Genomic DNA, 25,139 nt, shown 5'->3' on the forward strand with positions numbered 1-25,139 from the left:
GTGCCATGGCGGCGTCGCTAGCAGCCGCTGGCGCTACACGGCACGGTGACGTCGCCGTTGATGATGGCCTCTCTCGCCGCTTCGAGGTTCTCCGTGACCACGTCCGGCAGTTCGCCGCCGACCGCCTGCCCTAAGACGACGCGGACGGCATCCTCTTCGAGACCGAGGATGTTCGCGCCCTGCACCGCCGACCAGTTGTCCTGCACGGTGGCCTCCGCGACCTCGTAGGTCCCCTCGTTGATGTACTTCACCGCAGAGCCCATGATGACGTCCTCGTACTCGGGGAGCGTGACGGACTGGTCCGCGTCGACGCCGATGGCGAACCGGTTTGCGTCCTGCGCCGCCTGGAAGACGCCCTGTCCCGCCGCCGCCGCGGCGTGGTAGACGATGTCCGCGCCGGCGTCGTACTGCGAAGTGGCGATGTTGTTGGCGGTCTGCGTGTCGGTGTAGTTCCCGATGTAGCCGACTCTGACGTCGACGTTCTCGTCGACCCACTCGACGCCCGCGCGGTAGGAGCGCTCGAAGGCGTTGATGAGCGAGCCGTCGACGCCGCCGACGAACCCGACGGTGGACGAGTCCGGGTCGAGCGAGTTCCCCTCGTAGGAGAGCTCGCGGGTCGTCATCGTCCCCGCCAGCACGCCCGCCTGGAACGACATCTGGTGGTTCGCCCACGTGTACCCCGCGACGTTCGGCTGGTCGACGGAGTCGTTTATCAGCATCCAGTTCTGGTCCGGGTACGCCTCGGCGTTCGTCTGGAGCGCCTGCGTGTGGTTGTAGCTGACCAGCACGACGAGGTCGTAGTCGGGGTTCGTGCTCTCGGCGAGTCGAGACTGAACCGTCTGGTAGTTCGACTGGTTCGTCTCTTCGACCTGCTGAATCTCGATGTCGTACTCCTCGGCGGCCGTCTGAAGCCCCTGAAGCGCGAGGTCGTTGAACGCTTGGTCGCCGAAGCCGGCCGGGCTGGAGACGATAGCGACGTTCGTCGTCTCGCCGCCCGACCCGCCGCTTTCGGTCGTCTCGCCGCTTGTCTCCGAGTCGTCGCCGCCGCCGTCGTCCGCGGCGGTCGTCGTGGTCTCTTCGGAGTCGCCCCCGGAGAGACAGCCCGCGACCCCAGCTATCGCCGCGAGGCTGAGTCCCGATTTGAGAACGTCGCGGCGCTCGACGCCGCGTCGTGTCTCCTGTGTCCCTGTCTCGCCTGCCGAATCGCCTGCACCGGTGTCCCTTGTTGCCATTGTGTTGCCTCAGACTCACTCAATCCTGAGTAACATAAATAATTATGCGCTATTTTCGCATGGTAAACGGGTGAGATGAAAGTGTGAGATATTCGTTTATCGCACGTCCGCCCGTAAACGGACGGGGGTCGTACAGACCCGGACGCGCGCGGGGCCGTTCGGCGTCCGCTCGACCTAGTTTCCGAACGCGACTGGGCGACAATTCACCGAATCGTCAATTTAGACCGGGGGATTAATGATAATCACACGCAAAAGACTCGGAGATGACCTACGAGAACCTCGATTCCGACCTCATCAACGCGCTCCTCGAAGACGGGCGGCGCAGTCTCCGGAGCCTCGCCGAAGAACTCGACGTGTCGGTGACGACCGTCTCGAACCACCTGCGAGACCTCGAAGACGAGGGAATCATCGAGGGCTACACGCCCCGGGTCGACTACGACGCGCTGGGCTACGACGTGACCGCGGTCATGCACCTCAAAGTAGAGGGGAGCGCCCTCTCGGAGGTCACCGAACTGCTCGCCGACGAGCCACAGATGGTGTCGGTGTACGAGGTCACCGGCGACTACGACGTGCTCGCCGTCGGGAAGTTCAAAAACACCGACGACATGAACCGCCAGATTAAGGCGCTGTTGAGCGAGGCCCCGATTCGGGAGTCGAACACGAGCGTCGTCCTCAACGCGGTCTCCGAAAACGAGCAGTTCAGCCTCGGCGACGACGACGCCTGAGGCGGCTCAGTCGACGCGGAACTCGAACCGCGCACCGCCTTCGGCTCCCTCCGACACCGTCACCTCCCAGCCGTGTGTGGCCGCGACCTGTGAGACGATGTTCAGGCCGAAGCCGGTCCCCTGCGGCGACGTGGTGTAGCCGGCTTCGAACACGGTGTCGCGGTCCTCCGGAGGGATTCCCACGCCGTCGTCTTCGACGAAGAACCCGCGGTCGGTCTCGCCGACGGTGACGGTCACGCCGCCGTCGGCGGAACCGTGCTCGACGGCGCCGTCGGACGGAGTCCGACTGCCCGTGGAACCGTGTTCCACGGCGTCATCAGACGCAGTCTGGTTGCCTGTAGAACCGTGTTCGACAGCGTTCCGAAACAGGTTTTCGAGGAGTTGCTGGAGTTGGTCGCGGTCGGCGTCGACGACGGTGTCGGTCTCGACGGCCAACGTCGCGCCGTCGGTCACCACGTTCTGCCAGCACGTCCGCGCGAGGTCGGACAGCGCGACCGGTTCGACCGTCATGGCGTCGTCGCCGTCGCGGGCGAGCACGAGCAGGTCGCTGATGAGGTCGTCCATGCGGTCCAGCGCGCGGTCGATATCGTCGAGGTGGTCGCTGTCGCAGTCGTCTCGAAGGAGTTCGAGCCGGCCCATCGCGACCTGCAGTGGGTTGCGGAGGTCGTGACTCACGACGCTCGTAAAGCGGTCGAGTCGCTCGTTCTGCTCGACGAGTTCGGCCTCGCGTGCCTTCTGCTCGCTGATGTCGCGAATCATCGCGACGAACAGGTCCTCCCCGGCGAGGTTGAGCTGGATGAGGTGCACCTCGGTGGGGAACGTCGTGCCGTCGCGGCGTTCGAGCGCGCCTTCGAACCGCTGTGGCTCGTTCGCCGGGAGGTCCGCCCAGAACGACTCCGAGCGGTCCCGTTCGGAGGAGGGGTCGAGGTCCCAGACGGTCTTGCCGACGAGCTCCGCCTCGCTGTAGCCCAGTTCCTCGCACATCCGCTGGTTCACGTCTTGGATGGTGCCGTCGTCTTCGTGGACGACGACGAGGTCCGGCGAGTGTTCGAACAGGGCTTCGAGCCGGGCGGTGTTCGAACGCAGGAGCTCCTCGTAGGTCTTCCGCGGCGTGATGTCGTCTTGGAAGCCGACGAAAAAGTCGATTCCGCCGTCGTCGTCGAAGATGGGCGCGACGCGCACGCGGTTCCAGAACTCGGTGCCGTCCTTGCGGTAGTTCAGCAGTTCGGTCGTCACGGGCTCGCGGTCTTCGACCGCCTCCCGGAGTTCGGCGATAGACGCCTCGTCGGTCGCCTCGCCCTGCAGGAACCGACAGTTCCGACCGAGGGCTTCGTCACGGCCGTACCCGGTGAGTTCGGTGAACTGCTCGTTGGCGTAGACGATGGGGTTGTCCGCCGCGTGGGGGTCGGTGAGGACGATTCCGACGGGCGCTTCGTCCATCGCTCGTTCCCTGACCGACAGGCGCGTTTCGAGCGTCTCGCTCCGCGATGCCCGAGTAGTCCGGACGCGCTCGACGGCGTTCTCGATACGCGCGGCGAGGAGTCGGTACTGGGTCGCGTCGTCGCCCTTCCGGAGATACTCGGCGCCCGCGGATATCGCCTCACCCGCTATCTCCTCGCGCGCCCGTTCGGTAAAGAGGATAAACGGGAGTTCGGGGAACTCGTCGCGGACCCGCGACAGCACGTCGAGGCCGTCGAGGTCGGGCATGTCGTAGCCGCAGACGACGCAGTCGAACGCCGCGTCACCGCTCCGAATTCGGTCGAGCGCGGCCCGCGGGTCCGACTCGGTATGGACGGTGAGTCGCCCGCGCTCGCGCTCCAGTTGCGACGCGGCGCGCGCCGCGAAGTCGCGGTCGTCTTCGACGTAGAGGACGTCGATAGACGCCGACACCGAGAGCGAACGCGACGCGTTACGAGACGAATCCATACGCGGCGGAACATGACGCCAAGACACCATAATGGTGGTGCTAGATGGGGACGTGCCGCAATCACAGCCGCGTCGGACTCCCTCCGACCGACGAGAGACCGTCAAGCGAGAAGCGCGCGTCGGTACGGCGAGAAGCGCGCGCCCGTCGTACGTCGACCGCGCACTACTGGTTCGCGCGCTTGCGAGTCCGGCGACGGTGGAACGCGGATTCGGGAGGCGAACGCGGGAACAATAAAAACGCATCGAGTGGTTCGTAACCAGAGCCCTTATAATTTTGAATCCGCTTTCAAACGGTGATGACAACCCCCGACGAATCCGAACCCAACACGCCATCGCGGCTCGCCCGCGCCCTCTTCGCGAGCGGCCTCGCCGTCCTGGCGATTCGCAACCTGACCGACCTCGACGGCCGCATCGCCTACGCGGAGGCGAAGGGCGTCCCCGAGGCGGACCGCCTCGTCCCCGCCGCGAGCGGCCTGCTCCTCGGCGGGAGTATCGGCATCGGCCTCTGGAAGCTCCCCAAGCTCGCCTCCGCGAGCGTCGCGGCGTTCTTCGCCGGCGTCACGCCGACGATGCACGACTTCTGGGCCGTCGACGACGACGCCCGCGACGAGGAACTCACGTCGTTCCTCCAGAACCTGACGCTGTTCGGCGCGGCGCTCGCGTTCTTCAAGCGCGCCTCGGACGAGTAACGACGGACCGACCCGACACCCCACTTTCTTCCGCGGTCACGCGTCGAGCGTGTCGTCTCCCGCTTCAGCCTCGCGTCTGAGCGTGTATAGGTTGAGCAGTCCGACGATGACCCATCCGCCCGCGATGAGCGGTGAGCCGTCGACGACCCAGTATACTGCGAAGAGGAACGCGGCGAGGACGAGGAACTGTTGGAGGCGGGCGCGTCGAGACACGAGTCCAACTGACGCATGTCGCGGTTGTAGTTCTTACTCGCTTCGACACCCCATCGTTTCCAGTAAATCGTCGGCGACTGCGGCGGACCACCGACCACCGCGTCAGGACGAGTCCACGCCGTCCGCGTCGTCGGCGTCGACCGGGCGATGGAAGCCGACGAAGAACTCGACCGCGCCGTCGGCGTCCCGAATCGGGCGAATGTCGAGGCGGTTCCGGAAGGGCTCGCCGTCGGCGTCGTAAGTGCGAATCTCCGCGGATATCGGCTCGCCGGCCTCGACGGCCGACCGAATCTCGGCGACCGCCTCCGGGTCCGTCTCGGGACCGTAGAGGAACCGGCAGTTGCGCCCCGTCACCGACTCGGCGTCGTAGCCCGTGAGCGTCTCGAACGCCTCGTTGAGATAGACGACGGGATCGTCGGGTAGCGAGGGGTCGATGGCGGCGATGCCGACGTCGACGGCGTCAAGCACCCGGTCTTTCAGTTCGACTTCCGCCCGGAGCGCGTCGATTTCGGTGAGTTCCCGAACGATACAGACGTGTCCCCCGTCGTCCATCTGCGTCAGCACGAGGCGCTCCGGAACCGGCTCGCCGCCCTTGGTGAGGCCGGTCGAAAACCCCCGCCACGACCCCTCGGCTTCGAGTTGCGGGAGGATTTCGTCGTGGAACCGCCGGGCCTCGTCGTCCGGGTAGAGGATGGCCCAGTGTTCGCCGATGAGTTCGGTCCGGTCGCGGTCGTAGAGCGCGGCGTACGCCTCGTTGAGGTACTGGTAGACGCCGTCGCCGTCGATGATGCCGATTCCCTCCTCGGCCGATTCGATGGCGAGAAAGCCGCGTCGCATGTGCGTCTCGGCCCAGTACTTCTCGACGAGGTTCGAGACCTTGTTCGCCAAGACGGGGAACTCCTCGGGACCGCCCTTCTGGAGGTACTCGTCGACGCCGGCGGAGATGGCGCGACTCGCGATTTCCTCGCTTCCCTTGCCGGTAAAGAGGACGAACGGGAGCTCGATGCCCCGCTCGCGCGCCGCCGTCAGGAGTTCGAGCCCGTCCATCCCCGGCATGTCGTAGTCGCTGACGATACAGTCGTACTCCCCGCCGACGAGTTCGTCGAGCGCCGACCCGGGGTCGGTGTGCGTCGCCGTCTCGGCGTCGTCGAGTTCGCGTTCGAGAAAGGTCGCGGACAGCTCCACCATCGCCTCGTTATCGTCGACCAGCAGGATTCGCATCGCGCGTCGCTCCGCGCTGAACGGAGCGATACCGTGGAGTGGAGACACGTCCATACGTCTGTAGCGTCGCTTCAAGGCATAAAAACAGCTCGGGCGCCGGTCATCTGCGACGACCGAGCGCCCCGGACGAGCCCGAGCCACTCGACTCGCCATCGGAAGGCGAGCGAGCGAACGTCTGTATAGAATATATATTACTAGATTATCCCGACGGCAATAAATTATATGCGATGTGACACAGTTGACATCACCATATGGAAGTGGTTAGGAACGTCCGAGAGCTCGCGGCGGTTCTCGAACAGGTTACGGAGACGACCGGAGCGGTCTGCGAGCTCGAGTTGGCGAGCGGGAGAGACTCGGCCGTGGACGGTGCCGTGGCCTCGGTCACCGTCGAGTACGACCTCTCGTCGGAGTGCGCGGTCGACCCGGACCGGCTCTCCGTCTCGTCGCCGTCGGCGTCGGTCACAGATGGCCGGCTTCGACTCGGACTCGACGTGGCGCTCGCACCCCCGGCGAGCGGCGACACCGACCCGCAATCGGCGTCGACCGGCCGCGACTCCGAGCCGACCGAGCCGACGGTCGCCCGAGCCGACGGTTCCGGGACGCGCGACGCGGCGGGTGGCGCTCCCGTCGGAGCCGGCGCGTCGCCACCGACGATGGAGTCCGCAATCTCGACGGAGAGCGACGGAACACCGGAGGGCGACCGACCTGCATCCGCGTCGAGGAGTGACGACACCGAAGCCGAAACCGAGGCGAGCGCGGACGCCAGCACGACGACGGAGCCGGCGGTAGACGCGGACGCAAAAGCGGACGCGGATGCGGGCGCAGATGCGGAGCCGGAGCCGGAGTCGGAGCGCGACGCGGTCCCGGCCCACCACGACCCGGTTCGGCTTCGGGAGGTCTACGAGACCTGCGAGACGTTCAAGGAGATGACCGCCGCTCTCGGCGTCGACGTGACCCCGCAGACGGTTCGCAACCAGATGATTCGACGCGGGATTCACGAGCCGGAGTCCTACGGGCAGTCGACCGAGACGACGGCTTCGAGCGGGACAAGCGACGCGGGCGACGGGGCGCGGACACCGGAGTCGCGCGTCGCTGACGACGAGAGTTCGGCCGGGGCAGACTCGCCAGCCGAGGCGAGAGGCGAGGCGGCCGCCGGCCCGACGGGGCCGGCTGACCTCCCGCCGCTTCCCGCGTCGGTGGCCTCGCTCGACTGCTCGACCGAGGACGTGTGTGCGGCCGTCGCGGGTGCGAAGACGCTGTACGAAGTCGAGCGCCGCCTCGGACTCGACCGCGCCGAGGTCCGCGACGTCCTGACTGCGCTCGACCTCCTCGACCTCGTCACCGGACGGATGGCCCGGCGCGACCGGTCGGCGGCGAGTCCCACCGACGTTCGAACGCGAGTGCGCGCCGCGCTCGACGGAGAGTCCGAGTGAACCTTCCAAGTGAACCGGCCGGACGACCACCGGCGCGGCGGGAGGAGCGTCCCGTCCGCGACGGCCGACGCCGGAAGCGACGCCGAACTACCCCGAAAGACGACCGAATATCTCTGTATCCATAATATAGCTGAAATTTGATAGTTCTCGCTGTGCGGCCGTGACGCGCTCCGCACCTCGGCCGGGAGCGCGGTCACCGGCGTCGGTGAGTACGCCCGAGAGACACACTCAGTCGGGCTGACCAGCACGTTCGACACCCGACCGCGTGCCGTCCGGAACCCACGAGCACGAGGTGCGGATACGGCTCGAACGGCACGAACGGCACACGGCTCGAACGGCACGAAACCGGACACTGACAGACGTTTCGCGTTGACCCATTCGGCCGCCGAGGGCGTCCATCTCTCGTCGCTGTTCCCGAGGTCGTCGCAGAACGTCTCCCGTCGATATTCGCCGGTCTCGGCGGCCGAGTGGTGAGTTCTGAGAACGAACTCCTGCATCGGTGACCGCCCGACGGCGACGCGGGACCGCGCACGCGACGCCGGGGGCCTCTTCGGGAAACTGTCGGGTGAGCGCCGGTGCGTCTTCGTCCATCCGATTCAGCCGGGTCGCCGACCGTCTCTTCGAAATTTTACATTCAGATGATAGTTTTAGTGACCTATCGTATTAGTAATTATTTTTTGGGCGCGGCTTCCGACCGAGTATCGTGTTTTCGCGCACAGCGCCACGGACAGTTTTCACAGTCTTACTATAACGTCGTTACTAGCGTTATACTCTATCCGCGACGCTCCCCTAGTGCGTTGCTCTGCTTGGGGTCGGACGGCGAGTGCGGCGCGGGGACTGAGCGAGCGCCAACTGACAAAACTGCCCGCCGACGCCCACGCAGTCGCGGGTTCGCGGGGGAGACGCACGGACTCGCGGGAGTCTGTGTCGAATCTTTATCCGTGTGGGCGTCTAGCAGGGAGGTATGAACGGCCCGGACACCGCGGACGAAACGAGCTTCTATTTCGACTACGAGCTACAGGTCGATGCGACCCGCGACGCCGTAGCGAAGCTCGCTCGTGAGGTCCTCCAGTACGAGTGGGCCGACTACCTCCGGGCGTCGCCGCCGGCGGGCGCACACGCGTGGCACGCCCTCGACTCGGGGCGACCGTGGGGCCGCGTCACGCCCGCGGGGTGGGACCGCGGCCGCGACAGCGGCTACGACCTCCACTTCGAGCACTACCCGACGCCGCGCGCCCTCCAGCGCGGGCAGTTCCGGCTCGAACTCCACCTCGAAGACGGCGTCCACGGCAACGCCGACTTCTCCGGCGACTCGCCGTACGCGGCGCTCCGCGAGCGGCTCGTCGCGGCGCTCGACGAGGCGCGCGACGAACACGACGACCTCCCGGCCGGCGAGTTCGGCACCGGGCGGACGCTCTGGCGGGTCGACTCCCACTTCCTCGCGGGCGACACCGTCGCCTACTACGAGGCGCTCCGCGAGGCGCTGTCGGCCCACGACCCGTTCGTCGACGCCGTGGCGGCCGTCCTCGACGACGAACTTCCCGACTCCGACCCGTTCGAGCGCGACTGACGCGCCGGGGCGACCGCAGACTCGCGGGCCGCGTCGAATCACGCGAGTACCGACCGAGAGCGGTGCCGCACCCGAGAGGAGCGCGTCCGACGCCCCCGACTGCCGCCTTTAGGACGGACGGGTCCGTCAGAGCGACACCTATCGGTGTGAAGACAACCGCAACAGAAAGTGCACAATCCACCCGACAATATCGATATATAGCTACATTTGGGCTCCAATACCCGAGAACTGCGAAAGAATTATACTCGATACCGTCCGTTAGAGAAATGATGACGCAAACGCTCGAGGTCGCCCCGCACGTAATCACGGAGGGGTCGACCATCCGGCATTCGACGCTGTGTACGGAACAGACGGTGGTGGAGATCGAAGACGAGACCGTCCGGACGACGTACGACGACGAGGAGTTCGTCTACCCGCGCGAACAGCTCGCGGTCGACCTCTCGGTCGGTCGGTTCGAAGTCGTCTCCTGACCCCGCTTCGGGACGGCGCGGGCCGCCGTCTCGGGTTTCGTCGTCGCTCACGGTTCCCGTACTCGGGTCTTCCCGGCCCGCTCGCGGTCCCCGTTTTCGTCGCGCTCGACGGGTTCGCTTCTCGCCGGACGCTCCGCGAGCGCCCGCGCCGACACGCGTCTGAAACGCGGACAGTTCGACTGCCAGTACTATTTTTACCGCCCACGGAAATCTCCGGGCGTGTCCTCCGCAGACCCTCCGCGCTCGCCGGGTACGCTCGCCGTGAGCGCCAAAGAGACCGGCCAGTCGCTGTACGAACGGGCGTACAACACCCTGCTGACGGGGGTGGCGATTATGATTCCCATCGTCATCACGCTGTACGTCCTGCGCGTCGGCATCGACTTCGTCAGAAACGCCCTCGAACCGTTCATCGACCTCCTGCGCTGGGCGGGCGTCATCAGCCGCTTCGAGAGCGTCGAGTTCATCAGCCTCCTCATCGACCTCGGCGTCTACTCGTTCGTCGTCGACTTCTTCACCGAGTTGGTGGCGCTACTCGTCCTCTTCGGCATCGTCGCGGTCGTGGGGACCGTCGGCCGCAACCAGTACGGCGAGAAAATCATCGGCGTGTTCGACCTCGTGATTTCGTCGATTCCGGGCGTCGGAACGGTGTACAAGAGCTTCCGACGCATGGGCGACGTGGTCCTCGACGAGGGAGCCGACGAGTTCCAGGACGTGAAACTCGTCCAGTGTTTCGACGACGACGTGTACGTGCTGGGCTTCCAGACGGGGGGTTCGCCCGCGACCATCGAGCAGTCGACCGGCCACGGCGAGATGGTGTCTATGTTCCTCCCGCTCGCGCCGAACCCCGTCACCGGCGGCCTGCTCACCTACATCCCCGCCGACGACGTGTACGACATCGACATGACCGTCGAGGAGGGCGTCCGGAGCATCCTCACGAGCGGCGTCGCCACCGACGAGGACTCGGACGCGCTGGGCGTGAACATGTCCGAACTCCGCGGCACCGAGCGGTTACAGGACATCCGCGAATCGATGATTACGACCGACGAAAAGCGGGACGACGACTGAACGCGCGAGCGTCGCGTTTTCGAGGCCGTCCTCCGACGGCTTACCGGCCGCTCCCTCCGAACTCGCTCGACAGGATACCGGGGAGGTCGGTCAGCCAACTGACGACCGCGCAGACGACCATCACGCCGACCGCGGCCATGTAGCCCCAGACGGTGACCGCGTCGAGCACGAAGTCGATAGCGACGAATCCCGAGAGGATGACGGCACCGCTGACGGCCGCCGCGACGACCACGACCAGCGCGCCGTACGCCCGTGTCGGATTGTCTACCATATCCGAGAGTGTATATACAGTAACATAAACGTGAACAACGCCCTCCAGCGACGAGGGCGACACCGACCGTCCGACGACGACTCAACGGATGCCGCGCGGGAAAGCGCGCGCTCGCGGGCGACGTCGGAGACCAGAATGTGGCCAGAAGCCTCGGTAGTGGTGGTGGGTCTACGGAAGGAACACCGAGACTTAATTATCCTGACCAGATGGTTATCTGTTAGGTGTGCCTAAATACGTATCGGAAATTAGGGATATTCGCCGTTCACGCCGCCACGAGCGCCTACGACGTCCTTCCAGTCGCGGCGACGCGCGCCGAATTCGGATACCGCGTCCGGGGCGAGCGCACCGCAGGCGTCGGAACTCCGGGACCGACACGACCTGCGCCGACCGAGGTATTTTTTATTGACACGTCCGATACCGGAGGTATGGTCCCCCAGTCACCGACGGGCATCGAACCGATTCCGAGCATCGAAGGCCGCCCCGTGTACACCGCCTCGGGCGAGCGGTTGGGCGAGGCCGTCGACCTCTGTGTCGACCTCGACGACGACCGCGTGACCGCGCTTCTCGTCTCCGTCGAAGACCCGCCGGAGGAGTTGGAGGTCGGTCCGCGCGGCGTCCGGGTCCCGTTCGAGTCCGTGCGCGGGATGGCCGACATCGTCGTCTTGGCGGGCGACCCGGCGCTCGGGGCCGCCGACTGACCGCGGCGGCTCCGCGTTCGACCGACCGCGCCGCTAGGCATACGTTGATATAGTCCGGCCGACGACTGTACGGCGGGCAGTCGCGTTGGTCAGGATGTGGACAGCACGATTGCCCAGTTACGGCGATCCGTCCCGCCTGCTCGCCTCTGACAGGCGGTCGGCGCCCGCCCGTTCGAGCGCGGGTTGTGAGCCTCGCAACCCGCGCCGACGGGAAACTCGTCGTCGGTGAACTACTGTGTAGATACGTTGATACGAGTGGATGGAGTAGGCGGGTTGTGAGTTTCTACGAGTCGATTCACCAGTTCGTCGGCGAGCGCGAGACGCTCCGGTCGGTCAGCCACTACGAGGAGATGACGGTGCTCCTGACCGAGACGCGACTCGTCCAGATTCGACACGACGGCGCGCAGGCGACCCCCGACGAAGTGCGAGCGGTGCGGACGATACAGCTCAACCGGCCCGTCTTCGCCGACTGCTCCGTCGAACTCAAACCTGACCGGACGGTCGTCGGCTTCCGCGACGGCACCGGCGAGACGGTCCGGATGGTCGCGTTGCCCGCCCGCGACTTCGAGTTCGCGGCGACGCTGTCGGCCGTCGTCGGCGACGCGGAAGTCGACGCTCCGTTCGCCGGGGAGTGACCCGAGCGACCGCGGCGGGGACGGCCGCGAGTCCGAGGGGGCGACGCGCCCGACATCGTGACAATCTATTTACGCGATACCGACGAACGGTCGGGTGACGTGGAACACACCGGTCGCTGTGCCTACGAGCACGTCTTCGACGCCGCCGACGAGACGGGTACCGACGAGTCGCCGTCGGTGTGGCGGTGTCCGCACCCCGCGAGCGACGGCACCGACCGCTGTCTCTTCCATCGCCCCGTCGAGGAAACGCGGCCCGCGGTCGTCACCGAGGCGCTCCGCGAGGCGGTCGAAGACGACGCGCGGCCCTCGGCGTTCATCGGTGGGGCGTTCGAGCGCATCGACCTCGCGGGGGCAACGCCCGCGTCCGACGCACCGCTGGACTTCCGCGGCGCGATGGTGAAATCGGACATCGACCTCCGCGACGCGACGCTCGACGGCGCGCTCCGCCTCGACCGCGTCTCGGTCGGCGGCGCGGTGTGCATGCAACGCCTCGACGCGCCCGAGGCGGTCAGCTGTCGCCACCTGCAAGTCGGTGACCGCTGGGTGCTCTGCGAGGCGCGCTTCGACGCGCGCTTCGACGCGACCGGCTTCAGCGCCGAGACGGTCGTGGCGACGGCGGCGCGCTTCGAGGGCGGAGCGACGTTCAGGAAGGGCGCCGTCGACGCCGACGTGTCCGTCGCGGAGGCGTACTTCGGCGGGCCGGCGTGGTTCTCCCACACCCGGCTGGACGGTCGCCTCGACCTCGGGAGCGCCACGTGCGACCATCGGCTCTCGCTGGCGCACTGTCGCGTCCGCGGGGATGTCGTTGCCGCCGCGGCGACCGTCGACGACGGCCTCTCGCTCGAACACCTGACGGTCGACGGCGGCGTCGACGCGACCCGACTCACGGTCGACGGCGGCATCGACGCGACGACCGCCGCCTTCGGCGGCCGGGTCGACTGCACGGGACTCACCGCCCGCGGCGGGACCGTCGACTTCACTCACAGCGCGTTCGACGGCCCGGTCTACTTCGACAACGCGACGGTCGAGGGCCGGGCGCTCCGCTTCCGGAGCGCGCGGTTCGAATCGGGGCCGGCGTCGTTCGTCCGCGCGACCGTCGACGGGGGACTCGACCTCTCCGACGTGGTCTGTTCGGCCGAATCGCCCGTCCGGTTGGTCGAAGCCGCCGTCGAAGAAAGCGTCATCTGCGACCACGCGCGCTTCGGCGACGAGCTGTTCTGTTCGGGAGTCCGCGTCGCCCGCGACGTGGACCTCTCGGACTGCACTGTCGGAACGCTCACCTTCGGCGTCGAAATCGGCGGGCGGCTGGATTTCGCGTACGCGCACGTGACGGACACCGCGGCGTTCGGCGACACCGTCGTCCACGGTCCCGCTCGGTTCACCAGCGCGCGGTTCGACGCGGACCCGACGCTCACCGAGGCGACCCTCGACGACACGGTCGCGGCCTACGACATCTCCGTCGAGCGCGCCGGCGGGTCGTGACGTGGGTCGGGGCAGGTCGAACGCCCGGCCGCGGTCCGACCCGAGTCCGGCGAACATTATATGTCGCGCGGGGGAATGGTCTGAGGTATGTCGAGTGACGGGCAGAACACCCTCATCGCCCTCTACCGACGGTACGTCGACGCCGACCCCGACGAGACGACCGTCTACGCGGGCTTCGCGCTGTTCTTTACGGCTATCGGACTGCTCGCCGTCGCGCTCGCGGCGGTGGTGTGGAGCGGCGGCATCCCGCCCGAGAACATCTTCAAGTACGAACTCCGCGAGGTCGCGGGCGTCACCGGCGCGCTCGGGATTCCCCTCCTCCTCGCCTCCGTCGTGGTCCTGCTCCCCTCGCAGTACCGGTTCCCGAAGCTCCTCGCGGGCGCGGGGCTGGTCGTCTGCGCGGTCGCCGTCGTCCAGTTCGTCGGCGCGTACCCCCACAACTGGAACGTCGCCGCGAACGCCGACCGGAGCGGCCGCATCGTCGGCGTCTACTCGCTCGGCGCGGTGGCGGTCGTCGCCGCGAGCGGCACGTCGCTCGTCGGTTTCCAACTCGCCCGCGCGAGGACGAGCGGGCCCGCCGCGGGCGGGACCGACGCAGAGTCCGACGCGGCCGACGAGGAAGACGAGGAAGCCGTCGCCGCGCAGGTCCGCCGCGACATGGACGAGGCGCTGTCGGACAGCGAACTGTCGTGGGGCGGCGTCCGCAAAGCCGAGACCACCCGCCTGAAGCTCGACACCTCCGCCGTCGACGACGTGGACCGCGCGAGCTTCGAGAACGCGAAGGCGACCGAGACGCGCGGCGGGGGCGTCGACGACGCGGTCGCCGGCCTGCAGGGCCTCCGCGGCGGGAAGAAAGACACGGCGGTCGGCGACAGCACTGACGACCAGACCGCCGCACTGGCCGAGTTGCGGAAGCAACAGCAGGCCGAAGACGAACGCGAGGACTCCGAGGGACTGGTCGACCGGATTCGCGGGCTGTTCTCCTGAGTCGGTTCGGAACGCCGGGCCGCCGGGTGGGAATCGATTCGGCGTCGGTTCGGCGTCACATTCATCGACCGAACTGAACGTCAAGAGCGCATACAGATTTATGCGACAGCCCTGCGACGCGTGAGGTATGGCGAAAGGCCTTGACGTAGGAACCATGAACATCCTGTCCGCGAGTCAGGATGGGAGTGAGACCGTATTTGTCCAGCAACGAAACTCGTTCGTCGAAATCGACTACAGCGACATGGCGGAGCAGATGCTCTCGCGGAGCGACGTGCTCCACATCCGCAAGGACGACAAAGTGTACGTCGTCGGCGACGACGCGCTCAATTTCGCGAACATCTTCGGCAAGGAGACGCGCCGGCCGATGCAACACGGCATCCTCTCGTCCGAGGAGTCCTCCGCGATTCCGATGATTAAGCTCATCATCGAGCAGGTCGTCGGCTCGCCCTCGCGGCCGAACGAGCGCCTGTTCTATTCGAGTCCGGCGGACCCCATCGACTCCGACCTCTCGACGCTGTATCACGACAAGACGCTCGAATCGATGCTCGGCGACATGGGCTACGACCCCGAACCCATCAACGAGGGGATGGCGGTCATCTACAGCGAACTCGCCGACAACAACTTCACCGGCCTCGGCGTCTCGTTCGGCGCGGGCATGACGAACATCTGTCTGGCGTACTACGCGGTGCCGGTCATGCAGTTCTCCATCGCCCGCGGCGGCGACTGGATCGACCAGCAGACCGCGCAGGCCACCGGCACGGCCGTCGACAAGGTCACGTCCATCAAGGAAGACGACTTCAAGCTCGACTTCCGCACGGACGTCGGCGGCGTCGAGGGCGCGCTGTCGATTTACTACGAGAACCTCCTCGACTACGTCATCGAGAACATCGAGCGCGAGGTCGACGAGGAAGACATCGAGGAGGGCCTCGACGTGCCCGTCGTCGTCACCGGCGGCACCTCCAGCCCCGACGGCTTCGAGGAGCTGTTCGAACACCACCTCGAAGACTCGACGATTCCGTTCTCGGTCAACGAGGTCCGGAGCATCGACCGCCCCCTCTACAGCGTCGCCCGCGGTGCGCTCGTCGCCGCCCGCTCCGAAGAGGAGTCCGGTGGGAGCGCCTCCGAGCCCGAACCCGAACCGGAAGCCGAAGCCGCGCCGGAATCGAACTGAGCGCCGCTCCGAACTGACACACCGACCGGACAGTACGTCACGACCGAGGTCGACGCGCCGCCGGCGACGCGCGAGCGCGCGTCACTCGTCGCCCGCGCGGCCCCCGCGGTCGCCGTCCTCCCCGTTTTTCAGGTGCGAGTCACTGGGCTCGCGGTCGGTGGCTTCGTCGTCGGCCTCGTCGTCACCGGCGTCAGCTACTTCGTTAATCGCGTCGCCGCTGTCGGCTCCGCCAGCACCGCCCGCGTTCCCGTCCCGCTCGCGCGCCTCGCGAAGCGCCCGCTCGTGGAAGCGGGCTATCGCGTCGTCCCACGACTCTCGGCTCGGCGCGTCGCGCTCGTGGACCGTCTCGACGCCGACGAAGCCGCACCGCTCGCAGTAGCGCGCCGCGCGGCCGTCGAGAGAGAGCGTCGAGAGGGGCTGTGAACACCGCGGACAGGTCATGTCGTCTGCCGATAGTTCTCGCGGGGGTCGTATAGAACTACCCCGTCGGCGGCGCGTCCGAGGCTGGCTGTGACAGTGCACTAACAGAAGATTCACCACTGATGACGTGTCAAAGAGAGACGATGAAGGTCCTCTGCTTCGGCGTGGGGCAAGCGGGTGGAAACGTCCTCGACGCCCTCCTCCGGTACGAACAGCGCACGAACGCCGACTACGTCGTCGACGCGGTCGCGTACAACACCGCGTCGGCGGACCTCCGCGGCCTCGACCTCGTTCCCGAGGAGAACCGCATCCTCTTCGGCGCGGACGAGGTGAGCGGTCACGGCGTCGGCGCGGACAACGAACTCGCCGCGGAGCTCGCCGAGCGCGACAGCCGACAGCTCCTGCGGGGCACCGACGGCGCGCCGACCTCCACGGCCGACGCCTTTCTCATCTTCGCGGGGCTCGGCGGCGGCACGGGGAGCGGCGCGGCCCCCGTGCTCGCAAAGCACCTCAACCGCATCTACGAACAGCCCATCTACGGCGTCGGCATCCTCCCCGCCGCCGACGAGGGCGCGCTCTACTCGCGCAACGCCGCGCGGTCGCTCAAGGCGTTCGTGGACGTGACCGACCACGTGTTCGCGTTCGACAACGGCGCGTGGGCCGAAAGCGGCGAGGACGTCGCACAGGCCCACGAGTCGATGAACGAGGAACTCGTGCGCCGCCTCGGCATCCTCTTCGCCTCGGGCGAAGTGGGCGAGTCGGGGTCGGTCGGCGAGAGCGTCGTCGACTCCTCGGAGGTCATCAACACCCTCCGCGGCGGCGGCATCTCGACTATCGGCTACGCGGCGAGCGAACTCCCCGAGAGCGACGGCGGCGGATTCAGCATCTCGGGACTCTTGGGCGGCGGGTCGTCGTCGTCGGACGAACTCGACTCCATCAACCGCATCACGACCCAGACGCGGAAGGCGGTGCTCGGGCGACTCACGCTCCCGTGCGACGTCGACTCCGCCTCTCGGGGACTGGTCGTCGTCAGCGGCCCGCCCGAGTGGCTCAACCGGAAGGCCATCGAGCGGAGTCGGACGTGGGTCGAAGAGCAGACCGGGAGCATGGAGGTCCGCGGCGGCGACTACCCGCTTCCGGAGTCGAACCACGTCGGCGTGCTCGTGCTCCTCGGCGACGTGTCGCGGAGCGACCGCGTGGCCGAGGTTCGGTCGACCGGCGTCGAGGCCGAGCGGGACCGCCGCCAACGGGACGCCGACGCCGACGCCAGCGAAGACAAAACGGAGGCCGTCGTCGACGACCGCCTCGATTCCCTGTTCTGAGCCGACGGCCGGTGACCGGTGACCGGGGACCGGCGACCAACCAGCAACCAACCGGCGACACCGGCGGTCCGTCCAGCGTTCTCCCACCGGTCTCGACCACCGTCGGCTCCCGGTGTGGTCTCGGGTCGGAGAAAGTGTCAAATACTCCCTCGGCGAACAGTCGAACGCGTGTCCGAGACTAGCATAGCGGCGACGCCGCGCATCCTCGCCTACGGTCCGCCACCGGCGGGTCCGATAGCGACAGAGCGCGACGTGGACGTCGAGTTCGTGAGGTCGAGTCGGGTGTTGTTCGAGCGATTGACTGAGGGGCCGGTGCATCTCGTCGTCTGCCTCCACGCCCCGCCGGCGTTCGACGGCGTCGAGGCGGTCAAAGGAATCCGCCGGTTCGACGCGACGGTTCCGGTGGTACTGGCGTCGCGAGTCCAAAACACGATGCTCAATCTACAGGCGATTCAGTCGCAGGTCACATGGAGCGTCGGTCTCGCGGGCGACGTCCCCGTCGAGGAGGCGCTGTCGGAACTCGTCGTCGACGCGAGCGAGTGGATAGAGCGACAGGTGGAGTAGCGAAGTCGCGTCTGTCGAACCGCCGAAGGCGAAGCTCACCCGACCCGACCCGACATCGAACCGCGGTCAGTCGTCGGTCGTCGGGAAGTCGAAACCCCCTCGCGAGGAGCCGCCGCGTTCGTCCGCGCAGTCCCCCGGAAGCGACACCTGCGCTAGTTCGTTCTGCACTGCCCACAACCCCTCGAAGAGCCGGGCGAACTCGTCGTCCGCGTCGTCCGGGAGGTCGCGAGCGCATTCCCACAACAGTTCTTCGGCGCGGTCGATGTGCGTGGTGGCCCGGACGAAGGCGCCTTCGGTACGACGAGGAGAGGAGCGGTCCGCCATGTGGTGTGCCACGACACCGATGCGCATAGTCGTTTCAGTGGGTGTAACAAAGTTATAACCGTTACACTTCCGTCGGATTGTTCTTCAGGCTGACAATCAGAATCATTTATATATTCGAAGCGATTGTGTTCAATTGGATGCAGTACCGTACAGAGTAACCCCTCGGACGCATCCAACTGACCGAACTCATCCCCCCTTCCCCCCTTCCCCATTAGGTTCGGTCACCCTTCACGGGGCGCGACTGACTATCCTCGCGAGCGACTGTCGTATCCACACCCATCGGAAAATCGACGGAGTCGCTCGGCTTCGAGGACACATTCGATTGGAATTCTGCCACACCAATATTGAATTAGATACACAATACTGTTTGTGGGGAACTCGCGTTCTGACATTGAATCAGAAGTCCACTACATTCGTATAAAACAGAAGTTAAACTTCAGACTTAGCCATTTTCAGTCAATATCTATAACATCACAGAGTCTGTAACATGCACTAACTCTATGTTAGTGTAGATTAAAGATATACCTACTCAGAATATATTTGTTGTATTTCAGTATTTACGCACAACAGATGGGCCGAGGTAGTCGCACGGTCCGAAAACGGACCGTCAGTCAGAACCGCGGGCGTCGCAACTACTTGCCGAATCTGATGCCGTCTTCGACCAGCCGGAGGTTCCGTTCTCGGTCGATGTGCGGTTTCAGCCACTCGTACTCCTCGATTTGGAGGATGAGGTCCGCCTGCAGGTTCCGCCACGCGATGGCGTAGATGGGTGACTGCCCCCACGCGCGGAGTTCGGGGATGAACTCGTCGTAGCGCTCGTAGTGGCCTTCCAGACGTTCGAGCGCGTCGACCACGTAACCGGCGGCCTCGGATTCTGTGTCGGCGCCCTCGATGGCGCGGTTCAGCCGCGTTTCGAGCCCCTCGACGGCGCGTTGCATGTCCTGTGCCGCCGTGCCGTCCGCCTCCGGGAGCGAGTCGATGATGGGTTTCGGAACGCCGAGCGAGAGTGGTTCGACAGCCATGCCTCGAACTGGGTGGCAAGGCGGCAAAAAGGCGGCGACGGCCGCACCACGGCGCGGGCGGTTACCGACATCGCGGACGCCGTCGAGAACGCGGGACCGAGCGGCGTCGCCACTGCTCGCGAGAAACAGCGCGCCGGGGTGCCTCCGAAGGCCGTCCCGACCTTCGGTTTCGGCGCGTCGTTCGCGTTACGCGTCCGTCTCGTCGGTCCGCGCCCTGAGTTCGGACTCGACGAGGGCGTCGAAGTCGACGCCGTCGGCTCGGTACTGGTCGCGGTTGTCGAGGACGACCAACCCCTTGTCGGTGATTTCGTACAGCCCGGAGTTCGGCGCGGGCCCGACGCGCGCCAACAGGCCGTAGTCCGCGAGAATCGGCAGTCGCGTGTTGATGTACGAGCGGTTCTTATCGAGGATATACGAGAGGTTTACGGCGGTGTTTCGCCTCCTGTCTGCGAGCGCCTCGAGGATGTCGAAGTCAGTTGGGACGGCCAACTTCATACACGGTTGTTCGTAGCCGCTGTTAAATAAACAACTTATGCGAGAGGGCGTCCGGACGGGTTCGAGCGGCGGGGAAAACAGCCCGGCGGCCCCGGGCGGGTTACCGGTGTTCGAGCGCGTCGCGCGCGAGGCGTAAATCTTCGATAATTTGCGTGTGTCGGTCGATTGCGTCGTCGATGTGGCTCGCCGTCACCGCCGTGTCGAACCCGGCGTCGCGGTGGTACTGCGCCCGCAACAGATGCGATTCTAAGGCCCGCGAGGTCGAATCGCTCGCCGCCAACAGCGCATGGGTAATCGTCCAGTCTACCGCTCCCTCGTCGGGGAGGTCGTCGAACTCCGTTCGCCCCTTGTGTCGTTCTACCATCATTGCCCACGTTGGGCCGGGATGCTACTTAAAGTTATAGTGGCGTGATATTTCCGCCGTACTCGGGTGCATAGAAAACCGGGGATAAATCCGATATAGCGGTGTTCAAAGGCTGATTAACCACCGCGCCACGAATGGTCATTGAAATGTTATGTTGGTGATGTCTACGGCGTGTCGGGCGGTTTTCGGGTCGCATCGGAGACCCCTCGCCGAACCGGGGTCGAACTACCGCTCTTCGACGTGGCGAATCTCGACGCCGACGCCGCGGGTGGACTCGACCAGTTCGCGGCCGCCCATCTCCGCGCGGCCGATGGCGAACGCCTTCGGCCCCTCGACGACGACCTCGTCGCCCGGGCGGATGTCCGCGTCGGCGTCGACGACGCCCGGCGCAAGCACCGAGCCGTGGGGGACGAAGCCGTCGATTTCGACCGTCTTCGTCGGCGCGTCGCTGTCGCGCCACACCTTCGCGCCTTCGAGGGTGAAAGAGAGCACGCCGTACTGCGGGACCATCGTCGCCAACTGCACGCCCGCGTCGTTCCACACCTGTAGCTTGGGGAACCGGCTCGTCATCTCCAACTCCACGTCCGCAAAGAGCGCGTCGCCCGCGTCGGGGCCGAGCTGGTAGTCGGCGATGGCCTTCACGGCGTTGTGCTCGCGCTCCTCGCGGGTGAACTTGGGTTCGCCGTCGAGCGTCCGCATCAGGTTCCCGATGGACTCCGACGTCGTCGGGTGTTCGGAGACGGTGAACTCCACGTCGAGACCGAGGTCGTCGGCGACGCGCTCGACGATTTCCGTGTACGCGCCCGGCGGGACGTGCGCGACGATTCGCGGGTAGTCGTTGCGCTCCAGATAGCGCCGGAGCACCTCGGCGACGAACGACTTCTCGTCTTCCGACCAGTCGCCCGTGACGACCGAGTCGTAGTGCTGGGCGGGGTAGGTGAGTTCGAGTTCCTGCGGGACGACGCCGATGGGCGAGGTCATCGACACCATGTGCGCGCGGTACTGGACGGCCTCCTGGAACTGCCGGTGGCTCTGGGACTCGCTGTAGGGTTTCTTCGCCGAGCACGGCAGGAGCACGAGCGGGTGGTCGAAGCGGTTCCGATAGCGCTTGGTCACGCGGTCGGCGAACCGCTGAATCTCCACGCGGTCGATGGACTCCTCGGAGGCCGCGGTGAGCTCCGAGTCGCGGATGACGGGGACCCGCTCCTCCATGAAGCTGTACTGCTGGTCGAACCGGCGGAACAGGGCGGTCAGCCACTGGTCGTGACGGGCCTGCCCCTCGACGTAGTCGCGGAGCCGACCGTCGCGGACGCGGCGTCGGACCCGCGCGAGTTCGGCGCGCAGGGCGTTTGCGTTGTGGTCGGCGGCGTCGGCGCGAGTGAACTCCGAGGCGGGCGTCCGGCAGGCCTCGCAGGCGCAGGGGAGTTCGTCGAGGTCTTCGAGGAAGTACTCGCCGTCGCTGGTGAGGTAGAAGCCCTCCAGCCCGCGGGCGCGGGCGAGCGTCTCGTCGACGAGGTCGACGCCGGCGTAGACGAGAAGCGAGACGTTCCGGGGCGTGGCGACGCCCGAGAGCATCAGCGCCGTGTCGGCGGGGAGGTTCTCCTTCGCCTCGATGACGTTGTCGCGGAAGGCGCGCGCGTGGCCGACGAAGCCCTGCGCGTCGGAGAGGACGTAGGCGTCAGCGCCGTAGTCGTCGGCCGTGTCGGCGGTGACGACGGCGGCCGAGGGGAAATCCACGTCGGGGTAGTCCACGGCGAACGACTCGCGCACCTCGTCGGCGCTCCCGGCGGGGAGCGAGCGATGCGGGAGCACGGTCAGCACGTCGTCGGAGCCGTCGGGAAGCTCGCGCTCGGCCGCCCAGAGACTGCCGGCGTCCGCGAGCACGTCGTCCACGACCGCCGGCGTCGTCACCGAGTCGGAGAGCCGCAACTCCCCGATTCGGGCGGCGCCGTCGCGGGCGTGAACCTCGAAGTAATCGGTCATACCCGCTTTCGTCCCCCGATAGGCAATTAACTTGTCTTCTGCGGGCGCGGCCGGCGACCGAGACCGACCACTCGGCCTACACGACTTAGCCCCCGGCACCCGAAGGGACGGTATGGACGCCTCCGACCCCACCGGCCCGTGGTCACGCGACCGCGTCGACGACTTCCTCGCCGACGCGGCCGTCCCGGTCCGACTCTCGTGTCGCACCCCGGCGGACGACCTCTGGATGCTCTCTTTGTGGTACGAGTGGGACCCCGAGGCGGCCGAACTCCGGTGTGCCACCGCGGCCGACGCCGACGTGGTGCGATTCCTTCGCACCCACGACGACGTGGCGTTCGAAATCTCGACCAACGACCCGCCGTACCGGGGCGTCCGCGGCCGGGGGACCGCCACCGTCGAACCCGACGCGGAGAAGGACGTTCTGCGGCGACTCATCGGGCGGTATCTCGGCGACACCGACTCGGAACTGGCCGAGCGGTTACTCTCGCCCGACCGCGACGAGGTCGTGATTCGGATTCGACCCGAACGGATGCACACGTGGGACTACGCGGCGCGGATGCGTTCGTCTGAATAGTCGGCGCTGACGCTCGACACCGCGAAATAACCCCAAACGGGGGGCGTGCCGCGCGGGGGTGGCTTTTCTGGCCCGCGCGGCGTACGAAAAGAGGGTGCCTCTGTGTGGTGGTGGGCCGGTGCGTCGTCAGCGGGGTTACCGACGCCGGGCGGCGACGAGCGCCGCCGCGACGAGCGCGACGAGGGCCACGACGAGACCGAAGCCGGGCGCGTCGGTGGACGACTCGGTCGTCGTCTCCATCGGCTCGTCAGTCATCTCGGTCGCGGGTTCGTCGGTCATCGTCTCGGTCGGTTCGTCCGTCATCGAGTCGGTCGGCTCGTCGGTCGTCGTCTCGGACATCGTGCCTTCGACCGTGTAGTCGGCCGTGGCGATGACTGCGCCGCCGGCGGCCACGTAGGGACCGTCGTTTTCGCCCTCACTGGTCACGAAGTCGTAGGCCTCGTTGCCGTTGGTGTCCATGTGCGCCATCGGGACGACGGTGCCGGACTCTTCGAGCGGCGCGTCGAGGCTGATTTCGACGTTCTCGTGGGTGCCGGGTTCGAGGTACGCGGAGGTGCCGCGGACGCTCTCGAACACCGCGCCCTCGGTGACTGTCGCGTCGTGGACCGTCACGAAGCCGCCGTCGTGGAGCGTGACGGAGTCGACGGTGACGGTCGTGCCGTCGCCGGACTGGTCCGTCGCGGTCACGACCGCGTTGACCGAGGTGTGGGCGCTGGCGACGACCGCGCCGCCGTCAGCCGTGAAGGGACCGTCGGCCTCGCCCTCGCTGGTCACGAAGTCGTAGGCCTCGTTGTCGTTCGTGTCCATGTGCGCCATGGGAGTGAGCGCCTGCGAGGAGCGAATCGGCTCGTCGAGGGTGACTTCGACGTTCTCGTGGACGCCGGCCGGGAGGTACATCGAGGTGCCGACCACGCTGTCGAACACCGCGCCGCCCGACAGCGACGGGTCGTGAATCGTCACGAAGCCGCCCTGCGAGAGTTCGACTCGGTCGACCACGACGGTCGCGCCGTCCGAGGACTTCATCGTGTAGTCGACGCTGGCGGAGACGGTCGCCTCGCCGCTGTCGACGACGGCGTTCCCGTCAGCCGTGTACGGGCCGTCAGCCTCGCCTCCCGACTCGGGGAAGGTGTAGGTCTCGTCGCCGTCAGAGTCCACGTGCGCCATCGGGACGACGGTGGTCGTCTCGTTCAGCGGCGCGTCGAGGGTGACCCGCACGTCGCGGTGCAGACCGGGTTCGAGGTACGTCGAGGTGCCGCGGATGCTCTCGAACACCGCACCCTCGGTGACGGTGCCGTCGTGGACCGTCACGAAGCCGCCGTCGGGCAGGTACGCCGAGTCGACGACGACGGAGTAGCCGCCGGTGGCCTGCGCGGTGTAGTTCACGCTCGCGGTGTCCGAAGGCGTGGCCATCGCGGTGTCGACGACGGCGCTTCCGTCAGCCGTGTACGGGCCGTCGGTCTCCCCCTCGGACTCGGGGAAGGTGTAGGTCTCGTCGCCGTCGGTGTCCATGTGCGCCATCGGGACGAGCGTCGTGTTCTCGGTCACGGGCGCGTCCAGCTCGACGCGGACGTTCTCGTGGACGCCGGCGGGCAGGTACGCGGAGGTGCCGCGGATGCTCTCGAACACCGCGCCCTCGGTGACCGTCGCGTCGTGAACCGTCACGAAGCCGCCCTGCGAGAGTTCGACTCGGTCGACCACGACCGAGTCGCCGGTCGTGGGCTGGTCGGACATCGAGACGGTCGCGCTCGCGTCCACCGTCGCGGTGTCGACGACGGCGCTCCCGTCGGCCGTGTACGGGCCGTCGACCTCGCCGTTGGCCGCGACGAACGAGTAGACGCGGTCGCCGTCGGTGTCCATGTGGGGCATGGCGACGAACGTGCCGGACTCACCGATTGGTTCGTCGAGGTGGACGGTCACGTCCTCGTGGGTGCCGGCGTCGAGGTACGCCGACGACCCGACGACGCTCCCGAGGACGTTCCCGTCCGTGACGGAGGCGTCGTGAATCGTCACGAAGCCGCCCTCGGGGAGCGTGACGGAGTCGACCGTCACGGTCGTCCCGCCCGTCGCTTGGTTCTCGAAGGAGACGGCCGTGGTCTCCTGTTGTGCCGCGGCGGCCGCCGGGACGCCCCCGACGACCACTACGAGTGTCATCAGCACTGCGAGTGTGCGTCGCATGTCTCAGAAGGGGACGAATATTTAAAAGAAGATTTTCCGAACTGTCACCCAAATCTCTCCCCGTTGTGTCCCCAGTCGCCAGATTTCGGCGGCCAGAAGCCTTATTCG

26 protein-coding genes are annotated in these 25,139 nt (G+C 66.6%); 14 read left to right on the forward strand and 12 right to left on the reverse strand.

All coding sequences use genetic code 11. The annotated features are described in order from the left end of the window. Positions 1 to 17: 17 nt before the first annotated feature. A complete protein-coding gene (locus C438_RS00740) occupies positions 18 to 1,232 on the reverse strand; it encodes a BMP family lipoprotein (protein ID WP_004967299.1) in 1,215 nt (404 codons plus the stop codon). A 263-nt stretch (positions 1,233 to 1,495) separates the two neighbouring features. Here C438_RS00740 and lrp point away from each other — a divergent pair, with 263 nt between their 5' ends. Beyond that, positions 1,496 to 1,957 (forward strand): HTH-type transcriptional regulator Lrp, encoded by a 462-nt coding sequence (gene lrp, locus C438_RS00745; protein ID WP_004967301.1) that lies wholly within the window; start codon positions 1,496 to 1,498, stop codon positions 1,955 to 1,957. A 6-nt stretch (positions 1,958 to 1,963) separates the two neighbouring features. On the opposite strand, the gene C438_RS00750 is transcribed toward lrp, so the two are convergent. After that, positions 1,964 to 3,883 (reverse strand): PAS domain S-box protein, encoded by a 1,920-nt coding sequence (locus C438_RS00750; RefSeq protein WP_004967303.1) that lies wholly within the window; start codon positions 3,881 to 3,883, stop codon positions 1,964 to 1,966. A 296-nt stretch (positions 3,884 to 4,179) separates the two neighbouring features. On the opposite strand from C438_RS00750, the gene C438_RS00755 reads away from it, so the two are divergent. After that, positions 4,180 to 4,572: a hypothetical protein gene (locus C438_RS00755; protein WP_004967305.1), complete on the forward strand. Its 393-nt coding sequence runs from the start codon at positions 4,180 to 4,182 to the stop codon at positions 4,570 to 4,572. Between the two features lie 36 nt (positions 4,573 to 4,608). On the opposite strand, the gene C438_RS19560 is transcribed toward C438_RS00755, so the two are convergent. Together C438_RS19560 and C438_RS00760 are read right to left on the reverse strand one after the other, a co-directional pair. Beyond that, the gene (locus tag C438_RS19560) at positions 4,609 to 4,785 is read right to left on the reverse strand and encodes a hypothetical protein (RefSeq protein ID WP_167321088.1); all 177 of its coding nucleotides are present in this window, start codon (positions 4,783 to 4,785) and stop codon (positions 4,609 to 4,611) included. Positions 4,786 to 4,887: 102 nt separating this feature from the next. Further along, a complete protein-coding gene (locus C438_RS00760; RefSeq protein ID WP_004967308.1) occupies positions 4,888 to 6,060 on the reverse strand; it encodes a PAS domain-containing protein in 1,173 nt (390 codons plus the stop codon). A gap of 197 nt (positions 6,061 to 6,257) precedes the next feature. Between C438_RS00760 and C438_RS00765 the strand changes: the two genes are divergently transcribed. From C438_RS00765 to C438_RS00780, 4 genes are all read left to right on the forward strand, one after another. Beyond that, on the forward strand, positions 6,258 to 7,439 hold the full coding sequence (locus tag C438_RS00765; protein WP_004967310.1) for a hypothetical protein: 1,182 nt from the start codon (positions 6,258 to 6,260) through the stop codon (positions 7,437 to 7,439). 964 nt (positions 7,440 to 8,403) lie between these two features. Next, complete coding sequence (locus C438_RS00770; protein ID WP_004967312.1) at positions 8,404 to 9,009, forward strand: hypothetical protein; 606 nt, start codon at positions 8,404 to 8,406, stop codon at positions 9,007 to 9,009. Between the two features lie 269 nt (positions 9,010 to 9,278). Next, complete coding sequence (locus C438_RS00775) at positions 9,279 to 9,479, forward strand: hypothetical protein (RefSeq protein ID WP_049917654.1); 201 nt, start codon at positions 9,279 to 9,281, stop codon at positions 9,477 to 9,479. A gap of 261 nt (positions 9,480 to 9,740) precedes the next feature. Beyond that, a complete protein-coding gene (locus C438_RS00780) occupies positions 9,741 to 10,544 on the forward strand; it encodes a DUF502 domain-containing protein (RefSeq protein ID WP_004967314.1) in 804 nt (267 codons plus the stop codon). Positions 10,545 to 10,584: 40 nt separating this feature from the next. Here C438_RS00780 and C438_RS00785 read toward each other — a convergent pair whose 3' ends face one another. Beyond that, positions 10,585 to 10,815: a hypothetical protein gene (locus C438_RS00785; protein ID WP_004967315.1), complete on the reverse strand. Its 231-nt coding sequence runs from the start codon at positions 10,813 to 10,815 to the stop codon at positions 10,585 to 10,587. A 425-nt stretch (positions 10,816 to 11,240) separates the two neighbouring features. On the opposite strand from C438_RS00785, the gene C438_RS00790 reads away from it, so the two are divergent. The 5 genes from C438_RS00790 to C438_RS00810 all read left to right on the forward strand — a co-directional run bounded on the left by C438_RS00790 (position 11,241) and on the right by C438_RS00810 (position 15,788). Continuing rightward, on the forward strand, positions 11,241 to 11,513 hold the full coding sequence (locus C438_RS00790) for a PRC-barrel domain-containing protein (protein ID WP_004967316.1): 273 nt from the start codon (positions 11,241 to 11,243) through the stop codon (positions 11,511 to 11,513). Positions 11,514 to 11,788: 275 nt separating this feature from the next. Continuing rightward, a complete protein-coding gene (locus C438_RS00795) occupies positions 11,789 to 12,148 on the forward strand; it encodes a hypothetical protein (RefSeq protein WP_004967317.1) in 360 nt (119 codons plus the stop codon). Positions 12,149 to 12,247: 99 nt separating this feature from the next. After that, positions 12,248 to 13,630, forward strand: coding sequence for a pentapeptide repeat-containing protein (locus tag C438_RS00800; RefSeq protein ID WP_004967318.1), 1,383 nt, complete (start codon positions 12,248 to 12,250; stop codon positions 13,628 to 13,630). A gap of 87 nt (positions 13,631 to 13,717) precedes the next feature. Then, positions 13,718 to 14,617, forward strand: a complete 900-nt coding sequence (locus C438_RS00805) for a DUF7139 domain-containing protein (RefSeq protein ID WP_004967319.1) — start codon at positions 13,718 to 13,720, stop codon at positions 14,615 to 14,617. Positions 14,618 to 14,744: 127 nt separating this feature from the next. Next, on the forward strand, positions 14,745 to 15,788 hold the full coding sequence (locus C438_RS00810) for a hypothetical protein (protein ID WP_449271560.1): 1,044 nt from the start codon (positions 14,745 to 14,747) through the stop codon (positions 15,786 to 15,788). 81 nt (positions 15,789 to 15,869) lie between these two features. Here C438_RS00810 and C438_RS00815 read toward each other — a convergent pair whose 3' ends face one another. Beyond that, entirely contained in the window at positions 15,870 to 16,229 is a 360-nt protein-coding gene (locus C438_RS00815) for a zinc finger domain-containing protein (RefSeq protein WP_004967321.1), read from the reverse strand. A gap of 122 nt (positions 16,230 to 16,351) precedes the next feature. Here C438_RS00815 and C438_RS00820 point away from each other — a divergent pair, with 122 nt between their 5' ends. Continuing rightward, positions 16,352 to 17,530 carry a tubulin/FtsZ family protein gene (locus C438_RS00820; RefSeq protein WP_049917624.1) on the forward strand — a complete coding sequence of 393 codons (1,179 nt, stop codon included), beginning with the start codon at positions 16,352 to 16,354 and terminating at the stop codon, positions 17,528 to 17,530. A 168-nt stretch (positions 17,531 to 17,698) separates the two neighbouring features. After that, the gene (locus tag C438_RS00825) at positions 17,699 to 18,094 is read left to right on the forward strand and encodes a histidine kinase (RefSeq protein ID WP_049917625.1); all 396 of its coding nucleotides are present in this window, start codon (positions 17,699 to 17,701) and stop codon (positions 18,092 to 18,094) included. A 66-nt stretch (positions 18,095 to 18,160) separates the two neighbouring features. Here the strand turns inward: C438_RS00825 and C438_RS00830 are convergent, their stop codons facing one another. The 5 genes from C438_RS00830 to arcS form a co-directional block, all read right to left on the reverse strand. Next, positions 18,161 to 18,445, reverse strand: coding sequence for a hypothetical protein (locus C438_RS00830; protein ID WP_004967324.1), 285 nt, complete (start codon positions 18,443 to 18,445; stop codon positions 18,161 to 18,163). A gap of 605 nt (positions 18,446 to 19,050) precedes the next feature. After that, the gene (locus C438_RS00835; protein WP_004967325.1) at positions 19,051 to 19,440 is read right to left on the reverse strand and encodes a hypothetical protein; all 390 of its coding nucleotides are present in this window, start codon (positions 19,438 to 19,440) and stop codon (positions 19,051 to 19,053) included. Positions 19,441 to 19,626: 186 nt separating this feature from the next. Continuing rightward, positions 19,627 to 19,935, reverse strand: coding sequence for a hypothetical protein (locus C438_RS00840; RefSeq protein WP_004967326.1), 309 nt, complete (start codon positions 19,933 to 19,935; stop codon positions 19,627 to 19,629). A gap of 100 nt (positions 19,936 to 20,035) precedes the next feature. Beyond that, positions 20,036 to 20,302 (reverse strand): hypothetical protein, encoded by a 267-nt coding sequence (locus C438_RS00845; RefSeq protein ID WP_049917626.1) that lies wholly within the window; start codon positions 20,300 to 20,302, stop codon positions 20,036 to 20,038. A gap of 222 nt (positions 20,303 to 20,524) precedes the next feature. Continuing rightward, complete coding sequence (arcS, locus tag C438_RS00850; RefSeq protein ID WP_004967328.1) at positions 20,525 to 22,282, reverse strand: archaeosine synthase; 1,758 nt, start codon at positions 22,280 to 22,282, stop codon at positions 20,525 to 20,527. A 112-nt stretch (positions 22,283 to 22,394) separates the two neighbouring features. On the opposite strand from arcS, the gene C438_RS00855 reads away from it, so the two are divergent. Then, positions 22,395 to 22,856 (forward strand): pyridoxamine 5'-phosphate oxidase family protein, encoded by a 462-nt coding sequence (locus C438_RS00855; protein ID WP_004967329.1) that lies wholly within the window; start codon positions 22,395 to 22,397, stop codon positions 22,854 to 22,856. Between the two features lie 135 nt (positions 22,857 to 22,991). Here C438_RS00855 and C438_RS00860 read toward each other — a convergent pair whose 3' ends face one another. After that, the gene (locus tag C438_RS00860) at positions 22,992 to 25,007 is read right to left on the reverse strand and encodes a DUF7282 domain-containing protein (protein WP_004967330.1); all 2,016 of its coding nucleotides are present in this window, start codon (positions 25,005 to 25,007) and stop codon (positions 22,992 to 22,994) included. Positions 25,008 to 25,139 lie beyond the last annotated feature (132 nt).

It is taken from the genome of Haloferax denitrificans ATCC 35960 (assembly GCF_000337795.1).
Lineage (GTDB): Archaea > Halobacteriota > Halobacteria > Halobacteriales > Haloferacaceae > Haloferax > Haloferax denitrificans.

Bases quoted from the DNA above. Each gene is read 5' to 3' on its own strand.
- C438_RS00845 (WP_049917626.1), bottom strand. From the start codon at position 20,302: ATGATGGTAGAACGACACAAGGGGCGAACGGAGTTCGACGACCTCCCC.
- arcS (WP_004967328.1), bottom strand. From the start codon at position 22,282: ATGACCGATTACTTCGAGGTTCACGCCCGCGACGGCGCCGCCCGAATC.
- C438_RS00755 (WP_004967305.1), top strand. From the start codon at position 4,180: ATGACAACCCCCGACGAATCCGAACCCAACACGCCATCGCGGCTCGCC.
- C438_RS00765 (WP_004967310.1), top strand. From the start codon at position 6,258: ATGGAAGTGGTTAGGAACGTCCGAGAGCTCGCGGCGGTTCTCGAACAG.
- C438_RS00810 (WP_449271560.1), top strand. From the start codon at position 14,745: ATGGCGAAAGGCCTTGACGTAGGAACCATGAACATCCTGTCCGCGAGT.
- lrp (WP_004967301.1), top strand. From the start codon at position 1,496: ATGACCTACGAGAACCTCGATTCCGACCTCATCAACGCGCTCCTCGAA.
- C438_RS00750 (WP_004967303.1), bottom strand. From the start codon at position 3,883: ATGGATTCGTCTCGTAACGCGTCGCGTTCGCTCTCGGTGTCGGCGTCT.
- C438_RS00785 (WP_004967315.1), bottom strand. From the start codon at position 10,815: ATGGTAGACAATCCGACACGGGCGTACGGCGCGCTGGTCGTGGTCGTC.
- C438_RS00860 (WP_004967330.1), bottom strand. From the start codon at position 25,007: ATGACACTCGTAGTGGTCGTCGGGGGCGTCCCGGCGGCCGCCGCGGCA.
- C438_RS00855 (WP_004967329.1), top strand. From the start codon at position 22,395: ATGGACGCCTCCGACCCCACCGGCCCGTGGTCACGCGACCGCGTCGAC.
- C438_RS00835 (WP_004967325.1), bottom strand. From the start codon at position 19,440: ATGGCTGTCGAACCACTCTCGCTCGGCGTTCCGAAACCCATCATCGAC.
- C438_RS00770 (WP_004967312.1), top strand. From the start codon at position 8,404: ATGAACGGCCCGGACACCGCGGACGAAACGAGCTTCTATTTCGACTAC.
- C438_RS00775 (WP_049917654.1), top strand. From the start codon at position 9,279: ATGACGCAAACGCTCGAGGTCGCCCCGCACGTAATCACGGAGGGGTCG.
- C438_RS00740 (WP_004967299.1), bottom strand. From the start codon at position 1,232: ATGGCAACAAGGGACACCGGTGCAGGCGATTCGGCAGGCGAGACAGGG.
- C438_RS00790 (WP_004967316.1), top strand. From the start codon at position 11,241: ATGGTCCCCCAGTCACCGACGGGCATCGAACCGATTCCGAGCATCGAA.
- C438_RS00760 (WP_004967308.1), bottom strand. From the start codon at position 6,060: ATGGACGTGTCTCCACTCCACGGTATCGCTCCGTTCAGCGCGGAGCGA.
- C438_RS00805 (WP_004967319.1), top strand. From the start codon at position 13,718: ATGTCGAGTGACGGGCAGAACACCCTCATCGCCCTCTACCGACGGTAC.
- C438_RS00840 (WP_004967326.1), bottom strand. From the start codon at position 19,935: ATGAAGTTGGCCGTCCCAACTGACTTCGACATCCTCGAGGCGCTCGCA.
- C438_RS00815 (WP_004967321.1), bottom strand. From the start codon at position 16,229: ATGACCTGTCCGCGGTGTTCACAGCCCCTCTCGACGCTCTCTCTCGAC.
- C438_RS00830 (WP_004967324.1), bottom strand. From the start codon at position 18,445: ATGCGCATCGGTGTCGTGGCACACCACATGGCGGACCGCTCCTCTCCT.
- C438_RS00820 (WP_049917624.1), top strand. From the start codon at position 16,352: ATGAAGGTCCTCTGCTTCGGCGTGGGGCAAGCGGGTGGAAACGTCCTC.